19 protein-coding genes are annotated in these 24,607 nt (G+C 71.6%); 4 read left to right on the top strand and 15 right to left on the bottom strand.

Features of this window, described 5'->3' with window-relative positions; all coding sequences use genetic code 11:
• Positions 1-68: 68 nt before the first annotated feature.
• Positions 69-1,109, bottom strand: coding sequence for a hypothetical protein (locus WAB15_RS32250; RefSeq protein WP_407288392.1), 1,041 nt, complete (start codon positions 1,107-1,109; stop codon positions 69-71).
• Between the two features lie 144 nt (positions 1,110-1,253).
• On the opposite strand from WAB15_RS32250, the gene WAB15_RS32245 reads away from it, so the two are divergent.
• On the top strand, positions 1,254-1,775 hold the full coding sequence (locus WAB15_RS32245) for an NUDIX hydrolase (protein ID WP_407288391.1): 522 nt from the start codon (positions 1,254-1,256) through the stop codon (positions 1,773-1,775).
• A gap of 25 nt (positions 1,776-1,800) precedes the next feature.
• On the opposite strand, the gene WAB15_RS32240 is transcribed toward WAB15_RS32245, so the two are convergent.
• The 7 genes from WAB15_RS32240 to WAB15_RS32210 form a co-directional block, all read right to left on the bottom strand.
• Positions 1,801-3,441: an AMP-binding protein gene (locus tag WAB15_RS32240; RefSeq protein WP_407288390.1), complete on the bottom strand. Its 1,641-nt coding sequence runs from the start codon at positions 3,439-3,441 to the stop codon at positions 1,801-1,803.
• A complete protein-coding gene (locus tag WAB15_RS32235; protein WP_407289375.1) occupies positions 3,438-3,647 on the bottom strand; it encodes a hypothetical protein in 210 nt (69 codons plus the stop codon). The genes WAB15_RS32240 and WAB15_RS32235 overlap by 4 nt, the downstream gene beginning before the upstream one ends.
• 282 nt (positions 3,648-3,929) lie before the next feature.
• Entirely contained in the window at positions 3,930-5,057 is a 1,128-nt protein-coding gene (locus WAB15_RS32230) for a tetratricopeptide repeat protein (protein WP_407288389.1), read from the bottom strand.
• On the bottom strand, positions 5,054-6,442 hold the full coding sequence (locus WAB15_RS32225) for an AAA family ATPase (RefSeq protein ID WP_407289331.1): 1,389 nt from the start codon (positions 6,440-6,442) through the stop codon (positions 5,054-5,056). Before WAB15_RS32225 ends, WAB15_RS32230 begins: the two co-directional genes overlap by 4 nt.
• Before the next feature lie 1,269 nt (positions 6,443-7,711).
• A complete protein-coding gene (locus WAB15_RS32220) occupies positions 7,712-9,253 on the bottom strand; it encodes an AMP-binding protein (protein ID WP_407288388.1) in 1,542 nt (513 codons plus the stop codon).
• A gap of 242 nt (positions 9,254-9,495) precedes the next feature.
• Positions 9,496-9,678 carry a 4-oxalocrotonate tautomerase DmpI gene (gene dmpI, locus WAB15_RS32215; RefSeq protein WP_393500510.1) on the bottom strand — a complete coding sequence of 61 codons (183 nt, stop codon included), beginning with the start codon at positions 9,676-9,678 and terminating at the stop codon, positions 9,496-9,498.
• Positions 9,679-9,858: 180 nt separating this feature from the next.
• Positions 9,859-10,782: a LysR substrate-binding domain-containing protein gene (locus WAB15_RS32210; protein ID WP_407288387.1), complete on the bottom strand. Its 924-nt coding sequence runs from the start codon at positions 10,780-10,782 to the stop codon at positions 9,859-9,861.
• A 78-nt stretch (positions 10,783-10,860) separates the two neighbouring features.
• Here WAB15_RS32210 and WAB15_RS32205 point away from each other — a divergent pair, with 78 nt between their 5' ends.
• Positions 10,861-11,409, top strand: a complete 549-nt coding sequence (locus tag WAB15_RS32205) for a GNAT family N-acetyltransferase (protein ID WP_407288386.1) — start codon at positions 10,861-10,863, stop codon at positions 11,407-11,409.
• A 312-nt stretch (positions 11,410-11,721) separates the two neighbouring features.
• Here WAB15_RS32205 and WAB15_RS32200 read toward each other — a convergent pair whose 3' ends face one another.
• From WAB15_RS32200 to WAB15_RS32170, 7 genes are all read right to left on the bottom strand, one after another.
• Entirely contained in the window at positions 11,722-12,984 is a 1,263-nt protein-coding gene (locus tag WAB15_RS32200) for a GNAT family N-acetyltransferase (RefSeq protein ID WP_407288385.1), read from the bottom strand.
• Between the two features lie 234 nt (positions 12,985-13,218).
• Entirely contained in the window at positions 13,219-14,343 is a 1,125-nt protein-coding gene (locus WAB15_RS32195; protein ID WP_407288384.1) for a winged helix DNA-binding domain-containing protein, read from the bottom strand.
• A 222-nt stretch (positions 14,344-14,565) separates the two neighbouring features.
• Positions 14,566-15,759 (bottom strand): XdhC family protein, encoded by a 1,194-nt coding sequence (locus WAB15_RS32190; RefSeq protein ID WP_399146385.1) that lies wholly within the window; start codon positions 15,757-15,759, stop codon positions 14,566-14,568.
• A gap of 40 nt (positions 15,760-15,799) precedes the next feature.
• On the bottom strand, positions 15,800-17,287 hold the full coding sequence (locus tag WAB15_RS32185) for an NCS2 family permease (protein WP_399146384.1): 1,488 nt from the start codon (positions 17,285-17,287) through the stop codon (positions 15,800-15,802).
• 246 nt (positions 17,288-17,533) lie between these two features.
• A complete protein-coding gene (locus tag WAB15_RS32180) occupies positions 17,534-19,942 on the bottom strand; it encodes a xanthine dehydrogenase family protein molybdopterin-binding subunit (RefSeq protein WP_399146383.1) in 2,409 nt (802 codons plus the stop codon).
• A gap of 2 nt (positions 19,943-19,944) precedes the next feature.
• Complete coding sequence (locus WAB15_RS32175) at positions 19,945-20,556, bottom strand: (2Fe-2S)-binding protein (RefSeq protein ID WP_407288383.1); 612 nt, start codon at positions 20,554-20,556, stop codon at positions 19,945-19,947.
• Positions 20,547-21,434: an FAD binding domain-containing protein gene (locus tag WAB15_RS32170; protein WP_399146381.1), complete on the bottom strand. Its 888-nt coding sequence runs from the start codon at positions 21,432-21,434 to the stop codon at positions 20,547-20,549. The genes WAB15_RS32175 and WAB15_RS32170 overlap by 10 nt, the downstream gene beginning before the upstream one ends.
• 261 nt (positions 21,435-21,695) lie before the next feature.
• Here WAB15_RS32170 and WAB15_RS32165 point away from each other — a divergent pair, with 261 nt between their 5' ends.
• Positions 21,696-23,357, top strand: a complete 1,662-nt coding sequence (locus tag WAB15_RS32165; RefSeq protein ID WP_399146380.1) for a PucR family transcriptional regulator — start codon at positions 21,696-21,698, stop codon at positions 23,355-23,357.
• A gap of 320 nt (positions 23,358-23,677) precedes the next feature.
• Entirely contained in the window at positions 23,678-24,532 is an 855-nt protein-coding gene (locus WAB15_RS32160; RefSeq protein WP_399146379.1) for a hypothetical protein, read from the top strand.
• The last annotated feature ends 75 nt before the right edge of the window (positions 24,533-24,607 follow it).

Below are 24,607 nucleotides of genomic sequence, written 5' to 3'. Positions count from 1 at the left end.
CGGCGGGGCCGCGGGCGAGCTGGGGCGGAAGGACCTGCGGGCGGGCCCCAGCCGGTCCTATCCGGCTCTCATCCGGTCTTCAGCCCCAGGCCGTAGAACGTGACGTGGTACCCGCCCATGTAGGTGGCCTCGCCACCGACTATCAGGTCGGCGGGTGTCCGCACCCCCGCGGCCCGTGCGGTGGCCACCAGCGTCTCGGCCAGCGCCCGGCCCTTGGGCTCACCGGGGCCGCCGGCGTCGATACGCCAACGCGGGTCATCGTCGTCGGGCCACAGCTCCCCGGTCCCGGGATGCTCGGCGACGGTGCCCCACCCCAGGGCCGCCGGGTCCACGGCGTCCGAGGCGAAGCAGCCCAGCGAGAGCCGGTCCTGGCAGGTGATGTCGAAGAGGATCGGGGCGCCGCCCTCGGCCAGCCGCCCGTAGACCGGCATGGCCAGGGACGTGCCGAGCGCGGTCGTCTCGGCGGGCAGGGTGTCCAGGAAGTCGGCGAGCGCCCTGGTCACCGTCTCCCAGCTCTGGGCGTACCAGCCGCCGGGGAAGCCCAGGCCCGCGTTGGACGCGTCGTTGCGGCTGCCGAAGAAGCCGGTGATGGAGTGCTCCTCGCCGACGCCCTGGCGCCAGAACCAGTTCTCCACCGGGTCGGTGGGCTGGAGGACCAGCTCGGGGCCGGTCTTTCCGGCGCGGAGTTCGAGGGTGTCGGGCCGGTCGCGCCAGCGCACGAACGGGGTGCCCCACAGCGGCCCGGAACCGTAGAACGGCCCCAGGTCGCCGTACACGCCCATGATCGACGGCTCGCCGAGGGCCGCGGTCAGCTCCTCGCGCACCGCGCGGAAGGCGGCGGCCTGACCGGCCGCGTCCGGCTCGGCGGGCCTTACCGGAACGGCGAGTTCGAGATAGCTCTGCCCGCCGGCGTAGCGTTCCTCGATCGAGCCGACCGGGCGCAGCCGGGCGTCGCCCTCGGCGCGCCCCGTGCCGACGACCGGCCCCGCACCGGAGTCCTGCCAGGTCCAGCCGAGCCCGGCGACCAGCGCCCGCGCCCCCTCCGGCGTCCAGCCGCCGGCGTCCGCGCTCCTGAGCCGCCGTGCCAGCTCCGCCACGCTCTCGGTCATGGTCTCGTCCCCGCTTCCCCGTGGTGCGTGCCCAGCGGCACTGTCCCGCTGTCCGTTCACCTTTTCATCTTGCCGGGTGGGTCTGACAATCGATCGAGGCGGCCCGGCGTCCGGCCGTCCGCGGGCGCGGCGTACCCTGCTGCGATGCGAACTCCCCGGCAGGCGGCGCGAGTCGCCGTCCTCGACCCCGACGGCGCGCTCTTCCTCTTCCGGTACGAGAACGAAGAGGTCGGCGTCCACTGGGCGATGCCCGGTGGCGGGCTGGAGCCCGGTGAGACACCCCGCGCGGGGGCCCTGCGCGAACTGCGGGAGGAGACCGGCTGGCGCGATCTCGCACCGGGCCCGCTGCTGTGCACCTGGGAGCACGACTTCACCCTGCCCCCGGCTGCCGGCTCCCCGACCGGCGTCCCCGTACGCCAGCACGAGCACATCTACCTCGCCCACGGGCCGCGCAGGGAACCGGCCGAGGGGGTGGCCGCGGCGCACGCGGACGACCGGATCCTGGAGTGGCGGTGGTGGGGCCCGGCCGAGCTGGCCGGGACCGCGGACGCCCTGTGGCCTCCCCGGCTGCCCGGCCTGCTGGCCCCGTGGCGCGGCACCGCCGACCGGACCGCGGTCCCCGAGCCGGTCGATCTGGGCTACGTGGCGAACCCGGCGGTGCGGTGAGCCCGCCCACCGCACCGCACTCGCCTCACTGCGGTACCCGCCCCAGTTCCTCGGCCAGCCGCTCGCGCAGCTCGACCTTGCGCACCTTGCCGCTGACGGTCATCGGGAACGCGTCGAGGATCTCCAGGTACCGCGGCACCTTGTAGTGGGCGAGCCGGGAGCGGCAGTAGCGGGCCAACTCGTCGCGGGTGAGGGAGTCTTCGGGGTCGCGGAGGATCACACAGGCGGCGATCTCCTCACCGTATTTGCCGTCGGGGACGCCGACGACCTGGACGTCGGCGATCTTGGGATGGGAGTAGAGGAACTCCTCGATCTCGCGCGGGTAGACGTTCTCGCCGCCCCTGATGATCATGTCCTTGATGCGGCCGACGATCCGGACGTAGCCGTCGTCGTTCATCACCGCGAGGTCGCCGGTGTGCATCCAGCGCGCGGCGTCGATGACCTCGGAGGTGCGCTCGGCCTCCTCCCAGTAGCCGAGCATCACGCTGTAGCCGCGGGTGCACAGCTCGCCGGGCGTGCCGCGGGGCACGGTCACCCCGCTCGCCGGGTCGACGACCTTGACCTCGATGTGCGGCAGCACCCGTCCGACCGTCGCGGTGCGGTGCTCCAGGTCGTCGTCGCGGCGGGTCTGGGTGGACACCGGCGAGGTCTCGGTCATGCCGTAGCAGATGGACACCTCGGCCATGTGCATCTCGGCGACCACCCGCTTCATCACCTCCTCCGGGCACGGTGAGCCCGCCATGATGCCCGTGCGGAGCGAGGAGAGGTCGTACGAGCCGAAGTCGGGGTGGTTGAGCTCGGCGATGAACATGGTGGGGACGCCGTAGAGGGAGGTGCAGCGTTCGTCCTGGACGGTCCGCAGGGTGATGGCGGCGTCGAAGGCCGGGGCCGGGATGACGATGCAGGCACCGTGCGAGGTGATGCCGAGGTTGCCCATCACCATGCCGAAGCAGTGGTAGAAGGGCACCGGCAGGCACACCCGGTCGTGCTCGGTGTAGGCGATGGTCTCGGCGACCCAGTAGCCGTTGTTGAGGATGTTGTGGTGCGAGAGGGTGGCGCCCTTGGGGAAGCCGGTGGTGCCCGAGGTGTACTGGATGTTGACCGGGTCGTCGGCGGTCAGGGCCCGTTCACACTCCGCGAGCCGGGTGTGCGGGACGGCCGCGCCGGCGGCCAGCAGTCCGCCCCAGGTCGGGTCGCCGATGTAGACCACGTCGCGCAGCGCCGGGCTCTCGGCGCGCACCTGCTCGATCATCCGGCGGTAGTCGCTGGTCTTGTGGTGGATCGCGGAGACCAGGACGGTGATGCCGGCCTGTTGGAGGACGTAGGCCAACTCATGCACCCGATATGCCGGGTTGACGTTGACGAGGATCGCGCCGATCTTGGCGGTGGCGTACTGCACGAGGACCCATTCGGCGCAGTTGGGCGCCCAGATACCGACCCGGTCGCCCTTGCCGACTCCTTTGGCGAGCAGGCCGAGGGCCACCTCGTCGACGGCGCGGCCCAGTTCGGTGTAGGTCCAGCGGCGACCGCTCGCCACCTCCACCAGCGCCTCGCGGTCGCCGAACCGGGCGATGGTGCGGGCCAGGTCGGCGCCGATGGTGTGCCCCAGCAGCGGCCGCTCGGCGGCCCCGCTGGCGTACGACAGCTCCTGGTGCGACGGGCTCATCGGTGGTTCTCCTCCAAGTACTCGGCGCCGCCGTCGCCCTGCGCGGTGCGCTCGCGCAGTTCGCTACGGCGGATCTTTCCGGAGACGGTCTTCGGCAGGTCGGCGAACTGACCCCGGGGGTCATCCCTCCCCCGAACCTCAAGGGGCGAAAGCGTCACTCCGCCATCCGGGAGCGACTCCCCCAGCACGTCGGTCAGTGTGTCCATGAGCTGCTCCCAGAAGCCCGTCTTCAGCCATCGCTGCCACACGCCGGCAAGGTTGCCGGGTGGAGATGAGAGGTCACTCCAGGGCAACCGGTACGTGCCTGGTGCAGCATGGCATCCAGCGTGCCCCGAGGATCCCTGGCGCGCCTACCCTTACGCCCTGCGAAGATCGGCTCGACTGTCGACCAGGCGTCATCCGTCAGCAGGGGAACGTGGTGTGCTCGCCTGCGGAACCACGCGCTTACGCCCGTTGAACCAGACCTCCCGGCCCCGGCTCGGTCCGTTTCACCGGGTCTTCTTCCGGTCGAACCAGATCGTGGCGAACGTCGGCGCGAGCCCTGCCCAGAACAGCACCTGCGGGAACAGGCGGTCCGTCCAGGGGATTTCGGCGATCAGCAGGGCACAGAGCATGGCCCAGGTCGCCTGGGCCAGCACTATGCGGGGCCACCGGCGGCGGCGTATCAGTGACCGCACGTTGAGCTGGACGCCGGCGCGCCGCCGCCGGTAGCGCAGCAGGGCGCCGACGAGCCAGATGGCGGTGGCCACCACGAGGAACCACAGGCGCTGGCCGAGTGGCAGCGGCAACTCCCGCTGCACCTTGCCCTCGACGGCGAACAGGTCCATCGCCGTCCCGGCGAAGGCGACACACAGCAGAGCGAGCCACCGTACGCCGCGCAGCATGCGGTACGTGGCCTGGTCGAGACCGCGCTGCAGCTCGGCGGAGTCCGGTACGGCGGCAAGCCCGGTGGCGTAGAGATCGGCAGCCTGGGCGGCCTTGACGCCCGGGGCCTGGGCAGCCTTCCGGGTCTGCGCGGCCAGCGCCTCGGCGTGGGTGGGGTCGAGTCGGAGGAGGGCGCGTTCGAGCTGGTCGGCGAGGGTGGTGTTGAGCGAGAAGGTCGCGATCTGGTGGGCGATTTCGTGGGCGTAGACCTCCTCGGGCCCCAGCCGCAGCGCCTCCGCCGCCAGGTCGGCCGCTTCGCGAAGCACATGGTCGCGCTCGTGGGGCGGGGGGAACGTGGAGCCGTGCGCCTGGACGTAACGCACAAGCGACATGCGGCATACGGCGTCCGCGAGCATCGCGTAGCCGTACCAGTGGTGCGGGTCGGCCCGGACCGCCGCGCGCAGTACGGGCTCGGCCGCGCGCCAGGCCCGGTCGGGTATGCGGGTCAGTGCCTTGGCATGCAGGATGAGCGCGAAGAAGTCCTCGGGAGCCAGTTTGAGCGCCTCGTCAGCCGCGTGAAGGGCTTGTTCCGGCTGCTCCGTGTACAGATGGCAGTAGCCGATCTTGATCCAGGCGGCCATGTCGCCGGGGTCCTCGGCGAGGTGCTGCGACAGCAGGGCTCGGGCCTGGTCGTAGCGTTGGAAATCGATGAGGGCCTGGGCCTGTTCGACGGCCGAGTTCAGTTGAGTCACAGCTTCCGCTTCTTCTTCAGGTAGGCCACCAGGTCGTCGTACATCCCGCCGTCGTTCGCGTACATCGCCACGTTGCGGGCGGACGCGAACCACGGCTCTGTCGAAGGCGTGATCTGTCCCGCCGCGGCCAGCAGGTCCTTCATCCCGATCAGGCGTACGGTCCCGGTGCGGGCCGAGTCCAGCAGTGCGTGCTCGGCCGCGGCCTCGCAGACATGCGCCAGATCGGCGCCGGACAGGCCGTCGGTGGCCTTGACGAGCTTGCCGAGGTCGATGTTCTCGATGGGCCGCTCCCGCAGGTGGTAGCGGAGAATCGCCTCCCGGGCCGGTGCGTCGGGCGGCAGCACCAGCAGGGTCCGGTCCAGCCGGCCGGGGCGGCGCAGGGCGAGGTCCACGTCCCAGGGCACATTGGTGGCGGCGAGCACGAACACGCCCTCGTTCGCGTCCGCCTCGACGCCGTCCAGCTCGGTCAGCAACTGGTTGACGGTGTTGCGCATGCCGCTGCTCTGAGTGCGGCTGCGCTTTCCGCCGAGCGCGTCCAGCTCGTCCAGGAAGACCACGCACGGGGCCTGGCGGCGGGCAGTCTGGAAGAGCTCGTGCATGTTGCGCTCGGAGTTGCCGATCCACATGTCCAGCACATCGTTGACCGACACGGACAGGAAGTTCGCCCCCAGCTCACCGGCGACGGCCCGCGCGATGAAGGTCTTGCCGCAGCCCGGCGGCCCATACAGCAGAAGCCCCCCACGCAGGCTCTTGCCGTACAGGCGGCGCAGCTCCGGATTGCGCAACGGCGCCAGAAAGGCGGCCTCCAGCCGCTCCTTGACCTCCTGCATGCCGCCCACATCAGCGAGGCGGACGGCTCCGGGACGCTCCACATCCCAGGCGGCAGCGTCCCCAGGATCACCGCTGCCGTCAACGGTGAGCGGCGCCTGAACGAACCGGGGCGGCACGACATCGCCGACCTGATCCTCGGCGGCAGTCCAGTCGAAGCCCGGGCCCGAGGCGGGGGCGGGCGCCGGGGAGAGCCCGGCCGCGGGGTCCTGCGACTGTTCGGCGGCAGCGGCCGGAGGCTGCTCGGGCACCGGAGCCATCGGCGGCACGGCGGAGGGGGCGGGAGGTTGGCCGGGCACCGGGACCTGTGGTGGCGCGGGCAGCGCGGCTTCGCCGGGCGCGGGTGCCGAAGTGCCTGTCAGGGCCCGGACCATCAACTCGCGTGCCTGGACATCACCGGGCGCGTGCTGCAACGCCACGGAAACCTCCCCCACCGCGGCGTCCCCGTGCCCCGCCGTCAGCAGCAACTCGGCGAGGTGCAGCCGCAGGGGCACGTCATCGGGCGCCGCCGCCACGGCCGTACGCATGCTCTGTATAAGGGGGGATTCCGCCGACATGGCCCACATTTTACGGAACCGACGTGAGTGACTTGCGGGTGCCCTCGATGTGCTCTGCGCACGCCCTGCCACAAGGAAGTCGCAAATCAGGCCCAGAGCGGCGCTTCCGATGGATTGTCTGAATTCATGACTGTGCCACCCGTAGCCAACTCCGGTGAACAGGACGTTAAGTCCGCTGGCAGCGAGGGAAGCGCATCCCGAGTACTTTGCGATGCCCGCGAAGACACCTGCGGGAAGCTCGGTACCAAACACGGCGAGCGTTCCGGCGATGAGGCCTGAACCAGCAGCGACGAATCCGGAGATTATGCTGATCTCATTGGTGAGGTCCGCCAGATCCCGGGCCGTCTGCTTCCACCAGGGAAGTTTTTTGGTCTCGTCGTTCTCCGGGGTGTCAGCAGGGTTCTTTCCGGATTCCTTGGCCTTATGGGATTCCTGAGCTGCTTTCTTGGCCGCCGCCTCGATTTCGGCCCTTCGCTTGGCCAGGGCGATATGGTGCGCCTCGGTTGCGGCTGCTGCCGCTGTTCGGGCGTCCTTGCCGGCCTGGAGAGCGGAAGCATGAGCGGAAGCGGCCGAGGACTCGGCCGAGTTGGCAGAAGCTACCGCGCGACGGGCGGCATCCACGGCGCGGTTGGCGGAGTAATTGGCTGAACGTGCCGCCAAGCGGGCGTTGGAGGCTGCCTGCTTGGCCTTGTTGGCCGAGGCTTGTGCGTCCTTGGCCGACCGTTCGGCTGCGTCCGCGTTCGCATTCGCCTGCTTCGCGTAATCGGCGGCCTGTTTTGCCGAATTCCTCGCCTTGTCCGCCCACTTCAGCGCATCAGCGGCGGCGTCACGGGCCTTCGCCGCCACTTCCTGCGCACGGGCGGCATCCTCCTGCGCCTTGTGCGCGACCTTTGCAGCACCGGCGATCGCACCCTGAACGGCGGCGATATGGGTGACGGAGTCGTAGTCGAGCTGCGCGGTCTTGTACTGAACGGAGTGACGAATTCCTCCACCCGGGCCCGGCAGCAATGCGGGGCCCGGGCAAACCGGAAGGGCGGACCAAAAGGGCCTGACGTCTCGACGCTTACCCGTCATCCCACCTATGGCCGCCACCGCCATGCTCCTCAGGCACAGCCGTTCACCTGCTCATGAACACATGAACGACATACAGCCTGCTCGCAGGTTCCTTGCCGTCTGTGGGCCTCTTTCGGATACGGAGCGCTTCTGACCAGAGCGCTCGGGAGTGACGTCAGGCCGGCTCGCCCGCAACCTCGCGCTTGGGTGCGGTGGTCAGTTGACTCCCCGGTCATGGTCGGCCCAGTACGGCTGGCGGAGCTTGAACTTCTGGATCTTGCCCGTGGCGGTGCGCGGGATCGTGTCGCGGAACTCGACCGACGTGGGTGCCTTGTAGCCGGCCATGTGCCGCTTGCAGTGGGCGATGATGTCGGACTCCTGAGCCGTCGCGCCCTCCGCGAGAACCACGAGAGCCTTGATGGTCTCGCCCCATTTCTCGTGCGGCACGCCGATGACGGCGACCTCGGCGACCGCCGGGTGGCTGAAGATCGCGTCTTCCACCTCGATGGACGACACGTTCTCACCGCCGGTAATGATCACGTCCTTCTTCCGGTCCGAGATCGTGAGGTGGCCGTCGGTCTCGTCGAGGGTGCCGCCGTCGCCGGTGTGGAACCAGCCGTCCTCAAGGGCCTCCGCGGTCTCCTCCGGCTTTTCCCAGTAACCGTTGAGCACCGTGTTCGAGCGGGCCAGGACCTCACCGGACTCGGAGACCTTCAGCTTCACCCCAAGGCCGGGCAGCCCCGCTCGGGACAGATTGCGCGCCCGTTCCTCCGCGGGAAGGCCCACATCAGCCGGTCGGGTGCGGTTGAAGGTGAGGAAAGGGGAGGTCTCGGTGAGGCCGTAGAGCTGGGTGAACTCCCAGCCGAGTTCCTCCTGCACGCGCTGGATCGTCCTGGTCGGTGGCGGAGCGCCCGCGCAGACGATCCGCACACGGTCGCGGCCCGGGATCTCGCCCGACCACGTCGCCGCCGCGTCGAGCACCATGTTCCACACGGCCGGCGCGCCGCACATGAGCGTGACGCCGTGCTCATCGACGCGCCGCAGGATCTCCGTACCGTCGACCTTGCGCAGCACCACCTGCTTCGCGCCCAGGCCCGCCATCACGTACGGCATCCCCCAGCCGTTGCAGTGGAACATCGGCAGCGTGTGCAGGTACACATCGCGCTCCCATGCGCGCGTGTGCAGGCCGAAGGTGAGGCCGTTGACCCAGATGTTGCGGTGGGTCAGCTGCACGCCCTTGGGCCGGGCGGTCGTGCCCGAGGTGTAGTTGATGGTCGCGGTGGCGTCCTCGTCCGGTTGGGACCAAGGACGCGGCTCGACGCCGAATCGCATCAGCTCGGTGTCGGTCTGCTCGCCGAGGACGAAGCGGTGGCGCGCCTTGATGCCGGAGAGGGCATCGTCCAGCTCGGGGTCCACGAGGAGGACCGAGGAGCCGCTCTGCTGGACCACGTACTCGACTTCTTCGGGCTTGAGGCGGAAGTTCACCGGCACGCAGATGCGGCCGCTCATGGGGACCGCGAACAGCAGCTCCAGCAGGCGCGCGGAGTTGTGGCTGACCACCGCCACTCGCTCGCCCTCCCCGATCCCGAGCGCATCCAGACCGGCCTGCCACGCACGGACTCGTTCTCCGAACCGCCCATACGTCGCCTCGGGGACCGACGGCGCGGGCTGACGCGGCTCGTCGACCACTCCCGGACTGTCGCGGAAGCCCAGTTCGGCCCTGTCGAGGAAGTCCGCGATCGTCATCGGTGTCCGCATGCTCTCTCCTGTACCCGGAACAACCTTGTCTGGAATCTGAAATGCGGAGTCTGCCAGTTGCCGCATCCGCCAGCGGGTGAAACACCGGCTTCCGCGTCGGCGGCGGTCAGAGGCCAGGCGGTCGAGCGTGAGTGGGGCGCCGGCGGAAGGCGGCGCGGGCCGCGCCGTAGTCCTCCCGGTGGGAGCGTTCGCCCCGCGTGCGGTGGGCCGGCCCTCCTCCAGGCCGGCCCCGCCGCTATGTCCTACTTGTCGGCGGTCAGCGTGCCCGCCGCGCCCCAGCTGTCGGTGGGCACCTCCTGGATCCAGACCTGCACGGTCTCGGCCGGAATCTTGTACGCGTCGACGAACGCGTCGGTGATCTGCTTGACCAGCTCCCGCTTCAGCTCGACGCTGCGCGGACCCTGCTGGACGGTGACGATCGGCATGGCTGAACTTCCTTTTCGGATAAGGACTTCCGGTGCTTGACCGGCATGTCCTCAGTCCATCGCGAACGCGGCGCGGGACCAAGAAGCGGATCGCGCACACAGCGATCACCGATCGAGATCGAGCGGGCGGGGCGGGTCCCGCGGCCCCGCGGACCGGCCCGGCCCCGGCTGATCCGGCCTTCAGGGGGCTCCCTGGCCGCGGTCCGTCGCCGCGCAGGCCCGCAGCAGCAGGTCCAGCCCGGCGGGCGGATCGCTGCGGCGCACCGCGAGATAGGTCGTGAGCTCCATGCCAGGGTTGCGGAACGGAAGGAAGGCGACCCGGGGGATGCTCAGCCGGGCGGCGTGCGAGGCGTACACGACGGTCCACAGGCCGTGCTCCGGGCCGCCGGGCGCGCCGATCGCGGTGAGGGTGTCGTCCAAGGAGCCGTAGCGGGGACCCGGTACGGGGACGAAGCCGGCCTCGTGGCAGGCGTTGACGACCAGGTCGACCAGGGCGCGGTTGTTGCGCCGCTCGGTCAGCACCAGCGGGACGGCCGCCAGGTCGGTGAGCGCGATCGTGCCGGGCCGGGCGGCGAGCGGGTGGCGGGCCGGGACGACCGCGACCAGCGGGTCCTGCCACAGCGGGACGAAGCTCAGGCCGTCGCGGCCGGCGCCGTCCGGATCGCCGCGCAGGAACGCCGCGTCCAACTCGCGGGCGGCCACCTGGTCGAGCCGCTGCTGGGCCCGTGCGGACACCAGCTCCACCCCGGTCTCCGGGGCGAGACCGGCCAGTGTGTCGAGCACCCGGTCCAGATGGGCGCCCAGGCCCGTGCTCGTCCCCAGGCGCAGGGTGCGGGCGCGGCCGGCGGACAGTTCCGCGACGACGGCACGGGCCCGCTCCTCGGCGGCCAGCAGCGCCCGCGCCTCGGGCAGGAACCGCTCGCCGACGGGCGTCAGCCGCACCTGGCGCGAGGACCGGTCGAACAGCTCGGTCTGCAACTCCCGCTCCAGCCGGCGGATCTGCTGGCTCACCGCCGACTGCACGATGTGCAGCCGCTCCGCCGCCCGCCCGAAGTGCAGTTCCTGTGCGACCGTGACGAAGTACCGCACCTGCCGCAGCTCCACGCCTTCCCCTTCCCGGCCGGTTCTGCCCAGCGGTCAATTCGGTTGCCGCAGGCCCCGCGGCCTCGCCATCATCCCCCCATGATCGATGCCAGCGCACTCTCCGAGAAGCCGGTCCTCATAGGTGACCGGATCCGGCTCACACCGCTCGCCCCTCGGCATGCGGCCGCCTTCCACGCCACCTTCCTGGACGCCGAGACCCGCCGGCTGACCGGCACGCACCACGACTGGACCCTGGCGGAGCTTCAGGCCTGGTGCACCGGGGCCGCGGAGCGCGCGGAGCGCCTCGACCTGGCCATCGAGGACCGGGAGACCGGTGCGTTCCTGGGCGACCTCGCGCTGAGCCAGATCGACCGGGACAACGCGCTCGGCAGCTTCCGTATCGCCCTCGCCGCGGAGGCCACCGGCCGCGGCCTCGGCAGCGAGGCGACCCGTCTGCTCCTGGACTACGCCTTCGAGCGCGTCGGCCTGCACCGCGTCCAGCTGGAGGTCTTCGCCTTCAACGCGCGGGCCCGGCGGGCGTACGAGAAGTGCGGCTTCGAGGTGGAGGGCCGAATGCGCGAGGCGCTCCACTGGGACGGCGAGTGGCACGACGTGCTGGTGATGGCGGCACTGGCGCCGCGGCCATAGTCGCGCCCCGTCGTCACAGGCGTGCCGCCGGTCTTCGAGATCGAGTACTCGATGGACTTGATCACCACTGATTGACGCTGCTTCAGGCAGTGATCGCCCCGGCGTCGCAGCGGCCTTAGGCCGAGGACGGGGGTGAGCCCGGCGCCGGCAGGCCCGCCTTGGACCTCCAGTAAGCCGGGGCGTGTTTCTTCTCGTCCTTGAGGCGGCCGATCCTCGCCGTGCGGCCGCTCGCCGGCAACCGGGTTCCCGGCGGGCGGCTGCACGGGCCTGACCTCGTACGACGCGAGCCTCGTACGGCGCGCCGTCGGCGGATCAGTAGTTCTCCCCCGTGAACGGCAGCCACGCGGTCTCCAGCGCCGCGTCCAGCCGGCGGACCGCGCCCGGGGTGTGCTCGGTGGCCAGACCGGCGTGCACGAACCGCCGCAGCGGGCTGCCGCCCAGGTAGCAGGCGGCCAACTCCCGTACGTCCAGGGCGAGATCGGGGGAGTCGGTGGTGGCGCTCCAGCTCGTGGTGCGGCCCGGCCCCGCGATCAGCCGGAAGCGGCCGGCGTTGGCGGGCAGCGCGGCGTCGCCGAGGTCGATGACGAGGTCCACAGGGGACGCCCAGGAGCGGGCGGCAAGGGCGGCGCGGACGTCCACCAGCCGGACCCACAGGGACGGTTCCTGGCCGGTGACGCGTACCTGGTCGCGGTCGGCGACGAGGTACAGCAGCGGGTCGTCGGCGGGGCGGGCGTCGATCTGCACCTTCGTGGTGAGGTCGATGGAGCACAGGTAGGACCACAGAGCCGCGGCGGCCGGTGCGCTCTCCGCTTCCAGTTCGTCGACACGGACCGCGCCGGGACGGTTGTCCCCCGGCCCGCGGGTGCGGTAGACCGCGTAGCCGCCGGGCACCTCGCCGGGCGCGCCCAGCACCACCACCCGCAGGGCGCCGAAGCCGTCCAGGTCCTCGGCGCTGCGGGCGCCGTCGAGGTCCAGCACCTCGTTGCGCCACCAGGCCCGGTCGCGGGTGAACCGGCCGGCGCGGTGGGGCAGGGTCGCGTCGTAGCGCGGTGCGAGCACCTCCGCCGCATCGGCCGGGTCGATCAGCCGCAGCGGGCGGGCGTCGGGCGCGAGGCGCAGCGCCAGCGGGCGGGACGAGTCGATCTCGACGGAGTACGCCTCGGTCGCGGCGCCGAAGCCGAAGCGGCCGTAGATGGCGCTCTCGGACGCCCAGAGGCAGGCGATCGGCCGGCCCTCGTCGGCGCAGCGGCGCCAGAGCCCGGCCAGCATCGAGGTGAGCACGCCGCGGCGGCGGTGCGTGGGCGCCACGGAGACGAAGTCGACCGCCGAGCAGGGGAGTCGACCGCCGGGGATGGAGAGGGTGAGGCGGTGGGCACCGACCATGCCGGCGAGCGACCCGCCGTCGTACGCCCCGACCCGGGCGCACTCCCGCAGCAGGTCGTGGTGGTGCCGGCGGGTCTTGTCGGCCGGCTTCAGGTGGAAGGCGAGGTAGGCCAGGTCCAGGGCTCGGTCGAGGTCGGACTCGGGGATGTCCCGGATGTCCGTGGTGGTGTGGGGGTGGTCGTCACTGGTCACCGGGGGACGCTAACCCGGCGCGGCGGGAGGTTCATCCGGTTTTTGACGCGCCTCCCCCGCTCCGGGCCACCTAGGCCGTCTCTTTCGGATCTTGCCTGACCCGTGGCGTCTGACACGGCACCTCGCCGCGTTGTCGGGTCGCCCGAGTACGTCCAGTACGCGGGCGACCCTCCGCCTTGCGATGCACCGCGCCAGACGCCACGGGCTTAACCGGCAAGATCCGAAAGAGACGGCCTAGCCGTAGCGGAGGTCGTGGGTGGCGTCCGGGGAGGTCATCCGCAGTACGCCGGCCGCCTCGTCCTCCACCGCGGCCCGCTCGGGGCGGGTCAGGGTGTCGAAGGGCTCGATGGTCAGCCATGCGGTGTCGCCCGCCGTGTCGATCCGCCACAGCCCGCGGATGGTGCCGTCGACGAGGAGGACGCGGTGGGCCACGTTGTTGTCCCAGGTGCGGCCCTGGTGCTCGGGCGCGAGGATGCGGGTGCGGTCGGCGTGCGAGAGCGCCACGTTGTCGAACTCCGGGAGGAAGCGGGCCGGCGCCTCGGTGTCCGGGTCCGGCAGCGGCGCGTCGGGCAGGTCGAGGAGTTCGACGCCGTGCTCGTCGCGGAAGGTGCGCAGTCGCGGCCGCAGCGGCTCGATCACCTCGCGGAGCCGGGTCAGTCCGCACCAGGTCTGGATGTCCTTGACGGACGCCGGACCGAATGCGGCGAGGTAGCGCAGGAGGACGGCGGGCAGGTCCCGTTGCGGGTCGGGCTCGGCGGGCGCCGTTGCCGGCGCGGCGGCCAGCCAGTGGTCGAGGGTGGTGTGCGCCGCCCGGCCGGGGTGCCCCCACAGGCCGCGCGGGGTGACCTGGACCAGGGGGAGCAGTTGGCGGGCGGCGGTGGCCAGCGACCGTCCCTCGTGCCCGGGCCACTCCTCCCGGAGCCGCTCCCCCAGCTCCTGGAACGTCAGCGGCTGCCGTTCGACGAGCGTGCGGGCGAGGGCGGCCAGCCGGTCCAGGTCGACGCCGACCAGCTGCCGGGCGAAGTTGCCGCGCAGGCCCCGGTCGTGCACCGGCTGGAGGAGCGGGCGCAGCAGCCGGGCGTCGCGGGCGCTGACCAGGTGGATGGTGGAGCGCATCGCGGAGATGCGGACGGCCTGCCGGCTCTCCAGGAGGTCGGACAGCTGCTGCGGCCGGAAGTCGGCCAGCCGGGCGGCGAGCGCGTGGTACGGCGGGCGCGGTGCCTGGGCCTGGAGTCCGAGCAGCCGCTCCACGGCGTCGAGTACCCCCATCTCGCTGCGTCGGAGCAGGAGTTGGCGGTCCCGGGTGGCCCGGCCGAGGGCGCGGGCGGTGAGCAGGGGGGAGGTGCGGCGCTGCGTCATGGCGACGACGGTAGCGGCCCTTGCGGACACGTTCCGTCCGCAAGGGCCCGGTCACCCCAGTGCCGCCGTCAGAGCCAGTCGTGGGACCGGGGCAGGTACCAGCTCTCATCCTTTGGCCAAGTTTCCGCATGCGGAGGGCGCGCCCGTCGGAAAACGACGGAGGGCGCCGCTCGCGGCGGCGCCCTCCGATGGCCCGGGGCTGTGGGAGATCCCTTGAGGCCCTCAGGCCACCGACCCGATCCGCCCCACCGGTCGGGTCGTGTCGTGATGGATGGGAGTGTGGGCACCGGTCAGCGGAGCTCCGGTGCCGCCGCGGCGGTTGGCGACGATCTCGGCGGCGATGGACAGGGCGGTCTCCTCGGGCGTGCGCGCGCCGAGGTCGAGGCCTATGGGCGAGCGCAGGCGGTTGACCTCCAGCTCGCTCAGGCCGATGTCGCGCAGCCGCTGCTGACGGTCCAGGTGGGTGCGGCGCGAGCCCATGGCGCCGACGTAGGCGACCGGGAGTCGCAGGGCGCGCTCCAGCAGGGGGACGTCGAACTTGGCGTCGTGGGTGAGCACGCACAGCACCGTGCGGGAGTCGAGTTCCTGCGAGTCCAGATAGCGGTGCGGCCAGTCGACGACGATCTCGTCGGCGTCCGGGAAGCGGGTCCGGGTGGCGAAGACGGGCCGGGCGTCGCAGACGGTGACGTGGTAGTTGAGGAACTTGCCGACCTTGACCAGGGCGGAGGCGAAGTCGATCGCCCCGAAAACGATCATGCGGGGCGCGGGCACGGAGGATTCGACGAGGAGGACGACCGGGCTGCCGCAGCGCGACCCCTCCGCGCCGATCTCCAGGGTGGCGGTGCGCCCGGCGTCGAGCAGGGCGCGGGTCTCCTCGACCACGGTGTGGTCGAGCCCCGGGTGGCCGCCGAGGGTGCCGGTGTGGCCGCCGTCGGGGCGGACGAGCAGGGCTCGGCCGAGAAGCTCGGCGGGGCCCTGGACGACCCGGGCGAGCGCCGCCGCCTCCCCCGACGTGGAGGCGGCCAGCGCCGCGGCGAGCGTGTCGGCGGTGCTGTCCACCGGCTTGCCCGCGCCACCGCTGTCGCCTGCGGGGCGCGGGACGCTCGTCCGTACCGGTTGGACGAGGATGTCGATGATGCCGCCGCAGGTCAGGCCGACGGCGAAGGCATCCTCGTCGCTGTACCCGAAGCGCTCCAGAACCGGCTCACCGGTCCGCAGCGCCTCCTGGCACAGTTCGTAGACCGCGCCCTCCACGCATCCTCCGGAGACCGACCCGATCGCCGTACCGTCGGCGTCGACGGCGAGGGCGGCTCCGGGCTGGCGGGGTGCGCTGCCGTTGGTGGCCACCACGGTGGCCACCGCGAACTCGCGGCCCTGCTCGACCCACCGGTGCAGCTCTTCGGCGATGTCCAGCATGTCGGTCTCCTTACGGATTACGGATGAGTGGAGGAGCGGGTCAGTGGTGCACTCCCAGCCAGCTCTCGATCGGGTTGAGCGAGAAGTAGGCCAGGAACACCAGGGAGAGCACCCACATCAGCCAGCCGGGCTCGCGCCACTTGCCCTGCACGGCCTTGATCGCGACATGCGCGATGACGCCGGCCGCGATGCCCGCGGTGATGGAGTACGTGAACGGCATCAGGACCGTCGTCAGGAACACCGGGATGGAGGTCGCCGGGTCGTCCCAGTTGATGTGCTTGGCGTTGGTCAGCATCATCGAGCCGATCACCACCAGGGCGGCGGCCGCCACCTGAGTGGGGATGACCTGCGCCAACGGGGTGAAGAACAGGCAGAGCGCGAAGCCCAGACCGGTGATGACGCTGGCGAAGCCGGTGCGCGCGCCGTCGCCGACGCCCGCGGTGGACTCGACGAACACGGTCTGGCCCGAGGCGCCGGTCAGACCGCCGACCATGCCGCCGGCACCGTCGATGGCCAGGGCCTTGTTCAGGCCCGGCATCTTGCCGTCCTTGTCGGCGAGGTTGGCCTGCTGGCCGATGCCGATGATCGTGCCCATGGCGTCGAAGAAACCGGCCAGCACGAGCGTGAAGACGATCACGCCGATGGTGATCCCGCCGACGTCGCCCAGGCCGCTGAAGGAGACATGGCCCAGCAGTCCGAAGTCGGGGGTGGAGACGACGGAACCGGAGATCACCGGTGCGTTGCGGCCGCCCCAGTCCTTGACGGTCAGCCCGGCGAACTGGTGGACGAGCGCGGCGAAGACCGTACCGCCGACGATGCCGATGAGGATCGCGCCGGGGACCTTGCGGACCTGCAGCAGGAAGATCAGCAGGACGGTGAAGGCGAAGCACAGCACGGGCCAGCCGGTGAGCATGTCGGCGCTGCCGAGCTGGATCGGCTTGGCACCGGCGAGGCCGCCCGGGCCGGGCATGGAGGTGACGAAGCCCGCCTGGACCAGGCCGATCAGGCAGACGAACAGGCCGATGCCCATGGTGATCGCGTGCTTGAGCGGCAACGGGATGGCGTTCATGATCAGTTCACGCAGGCCGGTGACGACCAGCAGCACGATCACGCCGCCGTAGATGATGCACATCGCCCAGGCGTTGTCCCAGGTCATCTGCGGGGCGACCTGGAACGACATCACCGCGGAGACGCTGAGGCCGGCGGCCAGCGCCAGGGGCACATTGCCCAGGACGCCCATGACGATCGTGGTGACGGCGGCGGCCAGCGCGGTCGCCGTGGTCACCTGGTCGGCGCTGAGCGTGGCGCCGGTGATGTCCTTGGTCGTGGTCAGGATGACCGGGTTGAGGAGGACGATGTACGCCATCGCCATGAAGGTGGTGACTCCGCCACGCACCTCGCGGCCGACGGTGGATCCTCTGTCGGAGATGTGGAAGTACCGGTCGAGCCAGGACCGGCCGGCGGGCTGACGCGAGCCGTCGCCCGCGTCTTCCGCCGTGGTCCTCGGCTCAGTGGACTGCTGGGTCATGGTGCCTAACTCCCAAGGTTCACAGGGGCACTCGCGAGGGGGAATGCGAGATTTGGGATGGATCTTCGGCTGCACGACCCGGGGGACGGCCCGAGACGAACGGGGTGCTGGCTGTGTGGGGACAGCAGCGACTGCGTGGTGCGGGGTTGGGCTCCGGGCGGTACACGGAGGAGGACGGACAGGGACACCCCTGACGCACACCGCCCGGAGGCCGTGGTCCGGGGGGATCGCCCCCCGGACAGCTCCTTATGTGCCGGTGAGGTGTTCGGGACGCACCGGCGTCTTGTTGAGCTCCAGCCCGGTCGCGTTCCGGATCGCCGCGAGGACGGCCGGGGTGGACGACAGGGTCGGGGCCTCGCCGATGCCGCGCAGCCCGTAGGGGGCGTGCTCGTCGGCGAGTTCGAGCACATCGACCGGGATGGTCGGGGTGTCGAGAATCGTGGGGATCAGGTAGTCCGTGAAGGAGGGGTTGCGCACCTTCGCGGTCTTGGGGTCGACGATGATCTCCTCCATGACCGCCACGCCCAGGCCCTGGGTGGTACCACCCTGGATCTGGCCGACGACGGACAGCGGGTTGAGCGCCTTGCCGACGTCCTGGGCGACGGCGAGCTCGATGACCTTGACCAGGCCGAGCTCGGTGTCCACCTCCACGACCGCGCGGTGGGCCGCGAAGGAGTACTGGACGTGGCCGTTGCCCTGGCCGGTGACCAGGTCGAAGGCCTCGGTGGGCCGGTGGCGCCACTCGGCCTCGATCTCGACGGTCTCCCCTTCGAGCACGTCCACGAGGTCGGCGAGGACCTCGCCGCCGTCGGTGACGACCTTGCCGCCCTCCAGGAGGAGTTCGGCGGTGGCCCACGCCGGGTGGTAGGTGCCCTTCTTGCGGCGGCCGATCTCCAGGACCTTCTCGCGGACCAGCTCGCAGGAGTGCTTGACGGCACCGCCGGTGACGTAGGTCTGGCGCGACGCGGACGTCGAACCGGCGCTGCCCACCTGGGTGTCGGCGGGGTGGATGGTCACCTGCGTGACGCCCAGCTCCGTGCGGGCGATCTGCGCGTGGACGGTGACACCGCCCTGGCCGACCTCCGCCATCGCGGTGTGCACGGTGGCGACCGGCTCGCCGCCGATGACCTCCATGCGCACCTTGGCGGTGGAGTAGTCGTCGAAGCCCTCGGAGAAGCCGACGTTCTTGATGCCGACCGCGTAGCCGACGCCGCGTACGACGCCCTCGCCGTGGGTGGTGTTGGACAGGCCGCCGGGCAGCTGGCGGACGTCGGCGCCCTCGCTGGACTCCCACTGGCGCTCGGGCGGCAGCGGGCGGGCCTTGATGCGGCGCAGGATCTCGGCGACCGGAGCCGGCGAGTCGACCGGCTGCCCGGTCGGCATGATCGTGCCCTGCTCCATGGCGTTGAGCTGGCGCAGCTCGACCGGGTCCATGCCCAGCTTGGCGGCCAGCTTGTCCATCTGCGCCTCGTAGGCGAAGCACGCCTGGACCGCGCCGAAGCCGCGCATCGCGCCGCAGGGCGGGTTGTTGGTGTAGAGCGCGACGGCCTCGATGTCGACGTCGTCGATCACGTACGGACCCACCGACAACGAGGCGGCGTTGCCGACCACGGCCGGGGACGCGGAGGCGTAGGCACCGCCGTCCAGCACGATCCGGCACTTCATGTGCGTGATCTTGCCGTCCTTGGTGGCGCCGTGCTCGTACCAGAGCTTCGCCGGGTGCCGGTGGACGTGCCCGAAGAAGGACTCGAACCGGTTGTAGACGATCTTGACCGGCTTGTTCGTGCGCAGCGCGAGCAGGCAGGCGTGGATCTGCATCGACAGGTCCTCGCGGCCGCCGAACGCACCGCCGACGCCGGAGAGCGTCATCCGCACCTTGTCCTCGGGCAGGCCGAGGACCGGGGCGATCTGGCGCAGGTCGGAGTGCAGCCACTGGGTGGCGACGTAGAGGTCCACCCCGCCGTCCTCGGAGGGCACCGCCAGGCCGGACTCCGGGCCGAGGAAGGCCTGGTCCTGCATGCCGAAGACATACTCGCCGGAGACGACGACATCGGCCTTCTTGGCGGCCTCGTCGGCGTTGCCGCGGATGATCGGCTGACGGTGGACGATGTTGGGGTGCGGGACGTGCCCGGCGTGGTGGTCGTCGCGGCCCTCGTGGAGCAGCGGCGCGCCCTCGGCGGTCGCGGAGGCCTCGTCGGTGACGACGGGCAGCTCCTTGTACTCGATCTTGATCTTGGCGGCCGCGCGGCGCGCCGTCTCCGGGTGGTCGGCCGCGACGAGGGCCACCGGCTCACCGTGGTGGCGGACCTTGCCGTGCGCGAGCACCGGGGTGTCCTGGATCTCCAGGCCGTAGTTCTTGATCGAGGTCGGCAGGTCGTCGTACGTCAGGACCGCGTAGACGCCGGACTGGGCGAGCGCCTCGGAGGTGTCGATGGAGACGATCTCGGCGTGCGCGACGGTGGAGCGGAGCGTGAAGCCCCACAGCATGTCCTCGTGCCACATGTCCGAGGAGTACGCGAACTCGCCGGTGACCTTCAGGGTGCCGTCGGGGCGCAGCGTCGACTCGCCGATGCCGCCCTTGGTCTGGGAGCCCTGGGTGATCTTGGTGGGAGTGCCGGTCGCCGGAGCGGTGGCGACCCGTGGATTCACAGCCATGGTCAGACCGCCTCTTCGTGACGGTCCTGGCGCGCGGCCGCGAGACGGACGGCGTCCAGGATCTTCTCGTAACCGGTGCAGCGGCAGAGGTTGCCGGACAGCGCCTCGCGGATGTCCGCGTCGGTGGGCTGCGGGTTGCGCTCCAGCATCTCGTCGGCCGCGACCAGCAGGCCCGGGGTGCAGAAGCCGCACTGGACGGCGCCCGCGTCGATGAACGCCTGCTGGATCGGGGAGAGTTCGGCGCCCTCGCCGGTCTGGGAGTCGGCTGCCCGCGGGCGATGGGACCCGTGCGCCGACCACTGCTGGGCGTCCTGGAGCGTGGTGCCGCACGCACCGGTGCCGCAGCCCCCGTGCTCCGCACGCTGCTTGGCGAAGTCCGCCAGACCCTCGACGGTCACCACCTCGCGACCCTCGACCTGGCCGGCGGCGACGAGGCAGGAGCACACCGGCACGCCGTCCAGGCGGACCGTACAAGAACCGCACTCGCCCTGCTCACAGGCGTTCTTCGAACCCGGCAGGCCCATCCGCTCGCGGAGGACGTACAGCAGGCTCTCGCCTTCCCAGACGTCGTCGGCCTCCTGGCGGCGGCCGTTGACGGTGAATGTCACGCGCACTGTGCGCTCCTCTCGTTTCCGCGGAAGGACTCCCAGGTCCAGCCGAGGGTGCGGCGCGCCATGATGCCGACCGCGTGCCGGCGGTACTTGGCGCTGCCGCGCACATCGTCGATCGGGTTGCAGGCGCCGGAGGCGAGCTGCGCGAACTGCTTGGCGACGGACGGCGGGATGGGGGCGCCGGACTCCCAGAAGCCGCCCTCCTCCAGCGCCGCGGCGAGGAAGTCCTCCGCCTCGCGGGCCCGCACGGGGGTGGGCGCGGCCGAGCCGATGCCGGTGCGCACCGTACGGGTCTCGGGGTGCAGCGCGATGCCGAACGCGCAGACCGCGATGACCATGGCGTTGCGGGTGCCGACCTTGGAGAACTGCTGCGGTCCGTCGGCCTTGGGCAGATGCACCGCGCGGATCAGCTCGTCGGACTCCAGCGCGTTGCGCTTGACGCCGAGGTAGAAGTCGTCGATCGGGATCATGCGGCGACCGCGTACGGACTCGACCTCGACCTCGCAGCCGGCGGCGAGCAGCGCGGGGTGCGCGTCGCCGGCCGGGGAGGCGGTGCCGAGGTTGCCGCCGACACCCCCGCGGTTGCGGATCTGCGGGGAGGCAACCGTGTGCGACGCCAGGGCCAGGCCCGGCAGCTCGGCCCGCAGGTTCTCCATGATCTGGGTGTAGGGAACGGAGGCGCCCAGGCGTACGGTCTTCTCTCCGACCTCCCACTCGCTCAGATCACCGATACGGTTCAGGTCGAGCAGGTACTCGGGGCGGCGGTGGTCGAAATTGATCTCGACCATCACGTCCGTGCCGCCCGCGATGGGCACAGCGGTGGGGTGCTCGGCCTTAGCGGCGAGCGCCTCCTCCCAGCTGGCGGGGCGAAGGAAGTCCATGGTTGGCCTCTTCTGCGAAATCGGTCATTCGTTGCTCGGGGAGCGGGCTCCGGGCCCTGGCCTCCGTCGAGCTGTTCATGTCTTGTTAACGCCGTTGGGCTTAGTGAACGCTCAGCGGCCCCACCCGGTGCAGTCACCGAAACCATGAAGCGGTTGGCTGGCCAAGCCACCTGTCTTGTAGATTCGAACGAAAGACGAGGCTCTGAAACCTCGCGGCATTCCACCGGCAACACCAGACAGCAAAGAACGGCGGGCGAGGTCATGCGGCTCCGCGCACTCCTGGACACCCACATTCTCGGCCTTCGGCTGCTCGGCGGCGAGGACGAACTGGACCGCACTGTGCGCGGCGTCATGACCACGGACCTGCGCGATCCCAGTCGCTACCTCTCCGGCGGGGAGCTGGTACTGACCGGCCTGGCCTGGCGCCGCGAGCCGGAGGACTCCGAGCGGTTCGTCCGCATCCTGGCCGCGGCCGGCGTCGCCGGGCTCGCGGCCGGCGAGGCCGAGCTGGGCGCGATCCCGGACGACCTCGTGCAGGCCTGCGCCCGGCACCGGCTGCCGCTGTTCTCGGTCGAGGAGGCGGTCTCGTTCGCCTCGATCACCGAGCACGTCGTACGCCAGGTCTCCAGCGAGCGGGCCGGAGACCTGGCCGCCGTGGTGGACCGCCACCGCCGTCTGATGACCTCGGGCCCCGCCGGCGGCGGCCCGGAGGTGGTGCTGGACCTGCTCGGCTCCGACCTGGACCTGCGGGCCTGGGTGCTCTCCCCCACGGGCCGGCAGATCGCCGGCTCCACCCTGGCGGACTCCGGTCCCGAGCTGTCGGGCGAACTGGCGGCCCGGCTCTCCGGCGAGCATCTGGCCGCCACCCGCACCGGCCGCCGCGGCCCCCACCGGGTCACCCTGGGCGGCTCCACCTTCTCGCTCTTCCCGATCCGCCACGAGGGCCGTGACCTGCGGCAGACGCTGCTGAGCGACTGGCTGCTGGCCGTCGAGGCGGACGCCGGGGACTGGCCCGAGGAGCGCCTCGACCTGCTGCACGGCGTCACCCAGCTGATCGCCGTGGAACGCGACCGGCGCGATGCGGCCCGTACGGTCCGCCGGCGGCTCGCCCAGGAGGTGCTGGAGCTGGTCCAGACCGGCGCGCCGCCCGCCGAGATCGCGGCCCGGCTGCGCGTGGCGGCCCCGGTGCTGCTGCCCGGTCTGGGCACCGCCCCGCACTGGCAGATCGTGGTCGCCCGGGTCGAGTGGGAGGGCGGCGACGTCCCCGGCGGGCCGGTGGCGCAGACGCTGCTGGAGGAGATGCTGGTCGACCCGGGGACCTTCGGTCCGGAGCCCTCCGACCGGATCGCCGTGGCGCACACCGGCGACGAGGCGGTGGCGCTGGTGCCGCTGCCCGTCCCGGACGAGTCCGGGGACTCCTCGGCGACCGGTCTGCGCGCCGGGGAGCTGCTCACCGTCGTCCAGGAGCCGCTGGGCCGGGGTCTGGACGGCGACGGCCGGCTGACGGTCGGCGTGAGCGCCTCGGTGCACTCGGCCGAGGGGCTGCGCGGCGCCCTGGAGGAGGCCAGGCACGCCCGCCGGGTCGCCGCCGCCCGTCCGGGCCGGGTCTGCGCCGCCGGGCACGAGGAGCTGGCCTCGCACGTCCTGCTGCTGCCGTTCGTGCCGGACGACGTCCGCCGGGCCTTCACCGCCCGCCTCCTGGACCCGCTGCGCGACTACGACCGCAGGCACCGCGCCGAGCTGATCCCCACACTGGAGGCGTTCTTGGACTGCGACGGCTCCTGGACCCGCTGCGCCACCCGTCTCCACCTGCACGTCAACACGCTCCGCTACCGGGTGGGCCGGATCGAGCAGCTCACCGGCCGCGATCTGTCCCGGCTGGAGGACAAGCTCGACTTCTTCCTCGCGCTGCGGATGAGCTGAGGCTCCGTAGGACGCCCGCCCGGCGTCCTACGGGCGAGCGGAGCGAGGCGGATCCCGTCGCCGGACGGCGGAGATCCGCCATTCGCGTTCATCCGATCGGGCGGCATCGCGTCAACGGCGCGTACGGGGGCACCCGGCGCGACGCGGTGCAGTACGGCCGATCAGCGCCGCGCGGGCGGCCGCGACGACCCCATGAGTGATTGTGAAAACATTCACCCACCCCCTTGGCCCCGCTGCGGAATTCGTGCTGAGATTCGCGCACGGCTTCCAATTTCCAGCTCAATGGCGCGCTCGGGGAGGGCAACGTGGCGGATACCGCCATGCCAGGATCCGCGGAATCCACGGATCCGGTCAGTTCTGCGGATCCGGTGCCGACGGTGGTTCCGGGACCGGCACCCGCACCGGAAGTAACGGCAGCCAGAACGGTCGAGGGGGACGATCCCCTCGACCGCGCCGTTTGGCGGCTGCGCTCCCGCGGCTGCTGGTGCGACGCGGCCGCACTCCTGGAACCGCACTCCGTCCGGCACGCCCCCTCCGCACTGCGCCGCGCCGCCCTCCTGGTGGAGCGCTGCATGTTCACGGCCACGGGCTGGGCGGAGGCCGAGGACGCACTGCGCACCGCCGAGGCGCTGGCCGGCGGCGACGACGAGCGGGGCGGCGCGGCCTGCGAGCGCGGCCACCTCGCGTACGCCGCCACGGTCCTGGGCGTACGGGACCGGGCCGACGAGGCCCGCTCGGCGCTCGGCCGGGCCGCCGCGCTGCTCGCCCCCACCGCGGCCGGCCGGCCGCTGCTGGACTTCCGCCGCGGGCTGATGGCCGAGCACGTCGCCGACAGCCCGGACTCGGCCCGCGCCGCCTACCGCCGCGCACACGCCGGCGCCACCGCGCAGGGCGACACCCTGCTGCTCTCGTTCACCTGGCGCCACCTGGCGGGACTCGCGCTGCGTGACGGGGAGCTGACGGAGGCCCGGCACGGCTTCGCCGAGTCGCTGCGGATCCGCGAGGAGCTGGGCTTCCTCGTCGGCACGGCACCGGCGCTGGCCGCGCTGGCCGACGCGGCGCCGGAGGGCGACGCGGTCCGGTTGCGCGCCGAGGCCGCCCGGCTCTTCCGCCTCATGGGCGGCGTCCCCACCTGGCTCGCGGACCATCTGTCCACGGCGGCGGCCGCGACCTGACGTCGCTGCCGACGGTCGCCGACCCCTACGGCCAACCGCTCCCGCGCCGGGGGTGGTTGGCCGCATCCGTTCGTT

Source organism: Streptomyces sirii (assembly GCF_045690365.1).
In the GTDB taxonomy this organism is placed as follows: Bacteria; Actinomycetota; Actinomycetes; order Streptomycetales; family Streptomycetaceae; genus Streptomyces; species Streptomyces sirii.
This window is presented reverse-complemented; position numbering and strand designations above follow the sequence as displayed.

Excerpts from the sequence above, each read along its gene's own strand:
- WAB15_RS32250 (WP_407288392.1), bottom strand. The coding sequence starts at position 1,109 with ATGACCGAGAGCGTGGCGGAGCTGGCACGGCGGCTCAGGAGCGCGGAC.
- WAB15_RS32245 (WP_407288391.1), top strand. The coding sequence starts at position 1,254 with ATGCGAACTCCCCGGCAGGCGGCGCGAGTCGCCGTCCTCGACCCCGAC.
- WAB15_RS32240 (WP_407288390.1), bottom strand. The coding sequence starts at position 3,441 with ATGAGCCCGTCGCACCAGGAGCTGTCGTACGCCAGCGGGGCCGCCGAG.
- WAB15_RS32235 (WP_407289375.1), bottom strand. The coding sequence starts at position 3,647 with ATGGACACACTGACCGACGTGCTGGGGGAGTCGCTCCCGGATGGCGGA.
- WAB15_RS32225 (WP_407289331.1), bottom strand. The coding sequence starts at position 6,442 with ATGTCGGCGGAATCCCCCCTTATACAGAGCATGCGTACGGCCGTGGCG.
- WAB15_RS32220 (WP_407288388.1), bottom strand. The coding sequence starts at position 9,253 with ATGCGGACACCGATGACGATCGCGGACTTCCTCGACAGGGCCGAACTG.
- dmpI (WP_393500510.1), bottom strand. The coding sequence starts at position 9,678 with ATGCCGATCGTCACCGTCCAGCAGGGTCCGCGCAGCGTCGAGCTGAAG.
- WAB15_RS32205 (WP_407288386.1), top strand. The coding sequence starts at position 10,861 with ATGATCGATGCCAGCGCACTCTCCGAGAAGCCGGTCCTCATAGGTGAC.
- WAB15_RS32195 (WP_407288384.1), bottom strand. The coding sequence starts at position 14,343 with ATGACGCAGCGCCGCACCTCCCCCCTGCTCACCGCCCGCGCCCTCGGC.
- WAB15_RS32190 (WP_399146385.1), bottom strand. The coding sequence starts at position 15,759 with ATGCTGGACATCGCCGAAGAGCTGCACCGGTGGGTCGAGCAGGGCCGC.
- WAB15_RS32185 (WP_399146384.1), bottom strand. The coding sequence starts at position 17,287 with ATGACCCAGCAGTCCACTGAGCCGAGGACCACGGCGGAAGACGCGGGC.
- WAB15_RS32180 (WP_399146383.1), bottom strand. The coding sequence starts at position 19,942 with ATGGCTGTGAATCCACGGGTCGCCACCGCTCCGGCGACCGGCACTCCC.
- WAB15_RS32170 (WP_399146381.1), bottom strand. The coding sequence starts at position 21,434 with ATGGACTTCCTTCGCCCCGCCAGCTGGGAGGAGGCGCTCGCCGCTAAG.
- WAB15_RS32165 (WP_399146380.1), top strand. The coding sequence starts at position 21,696 with ATGCGGCTCCGCGCACTCCTGGACACCCACATTCTCGGCCTTCGGCTG.
- WAB15_RS32160 (WP_399146379.1), top strand. The coding sequence starts at position 23,678 with ATGCCAGGATCCGCGGAATCCACGGATCCGGTCAGTTCTGCGGATCCG.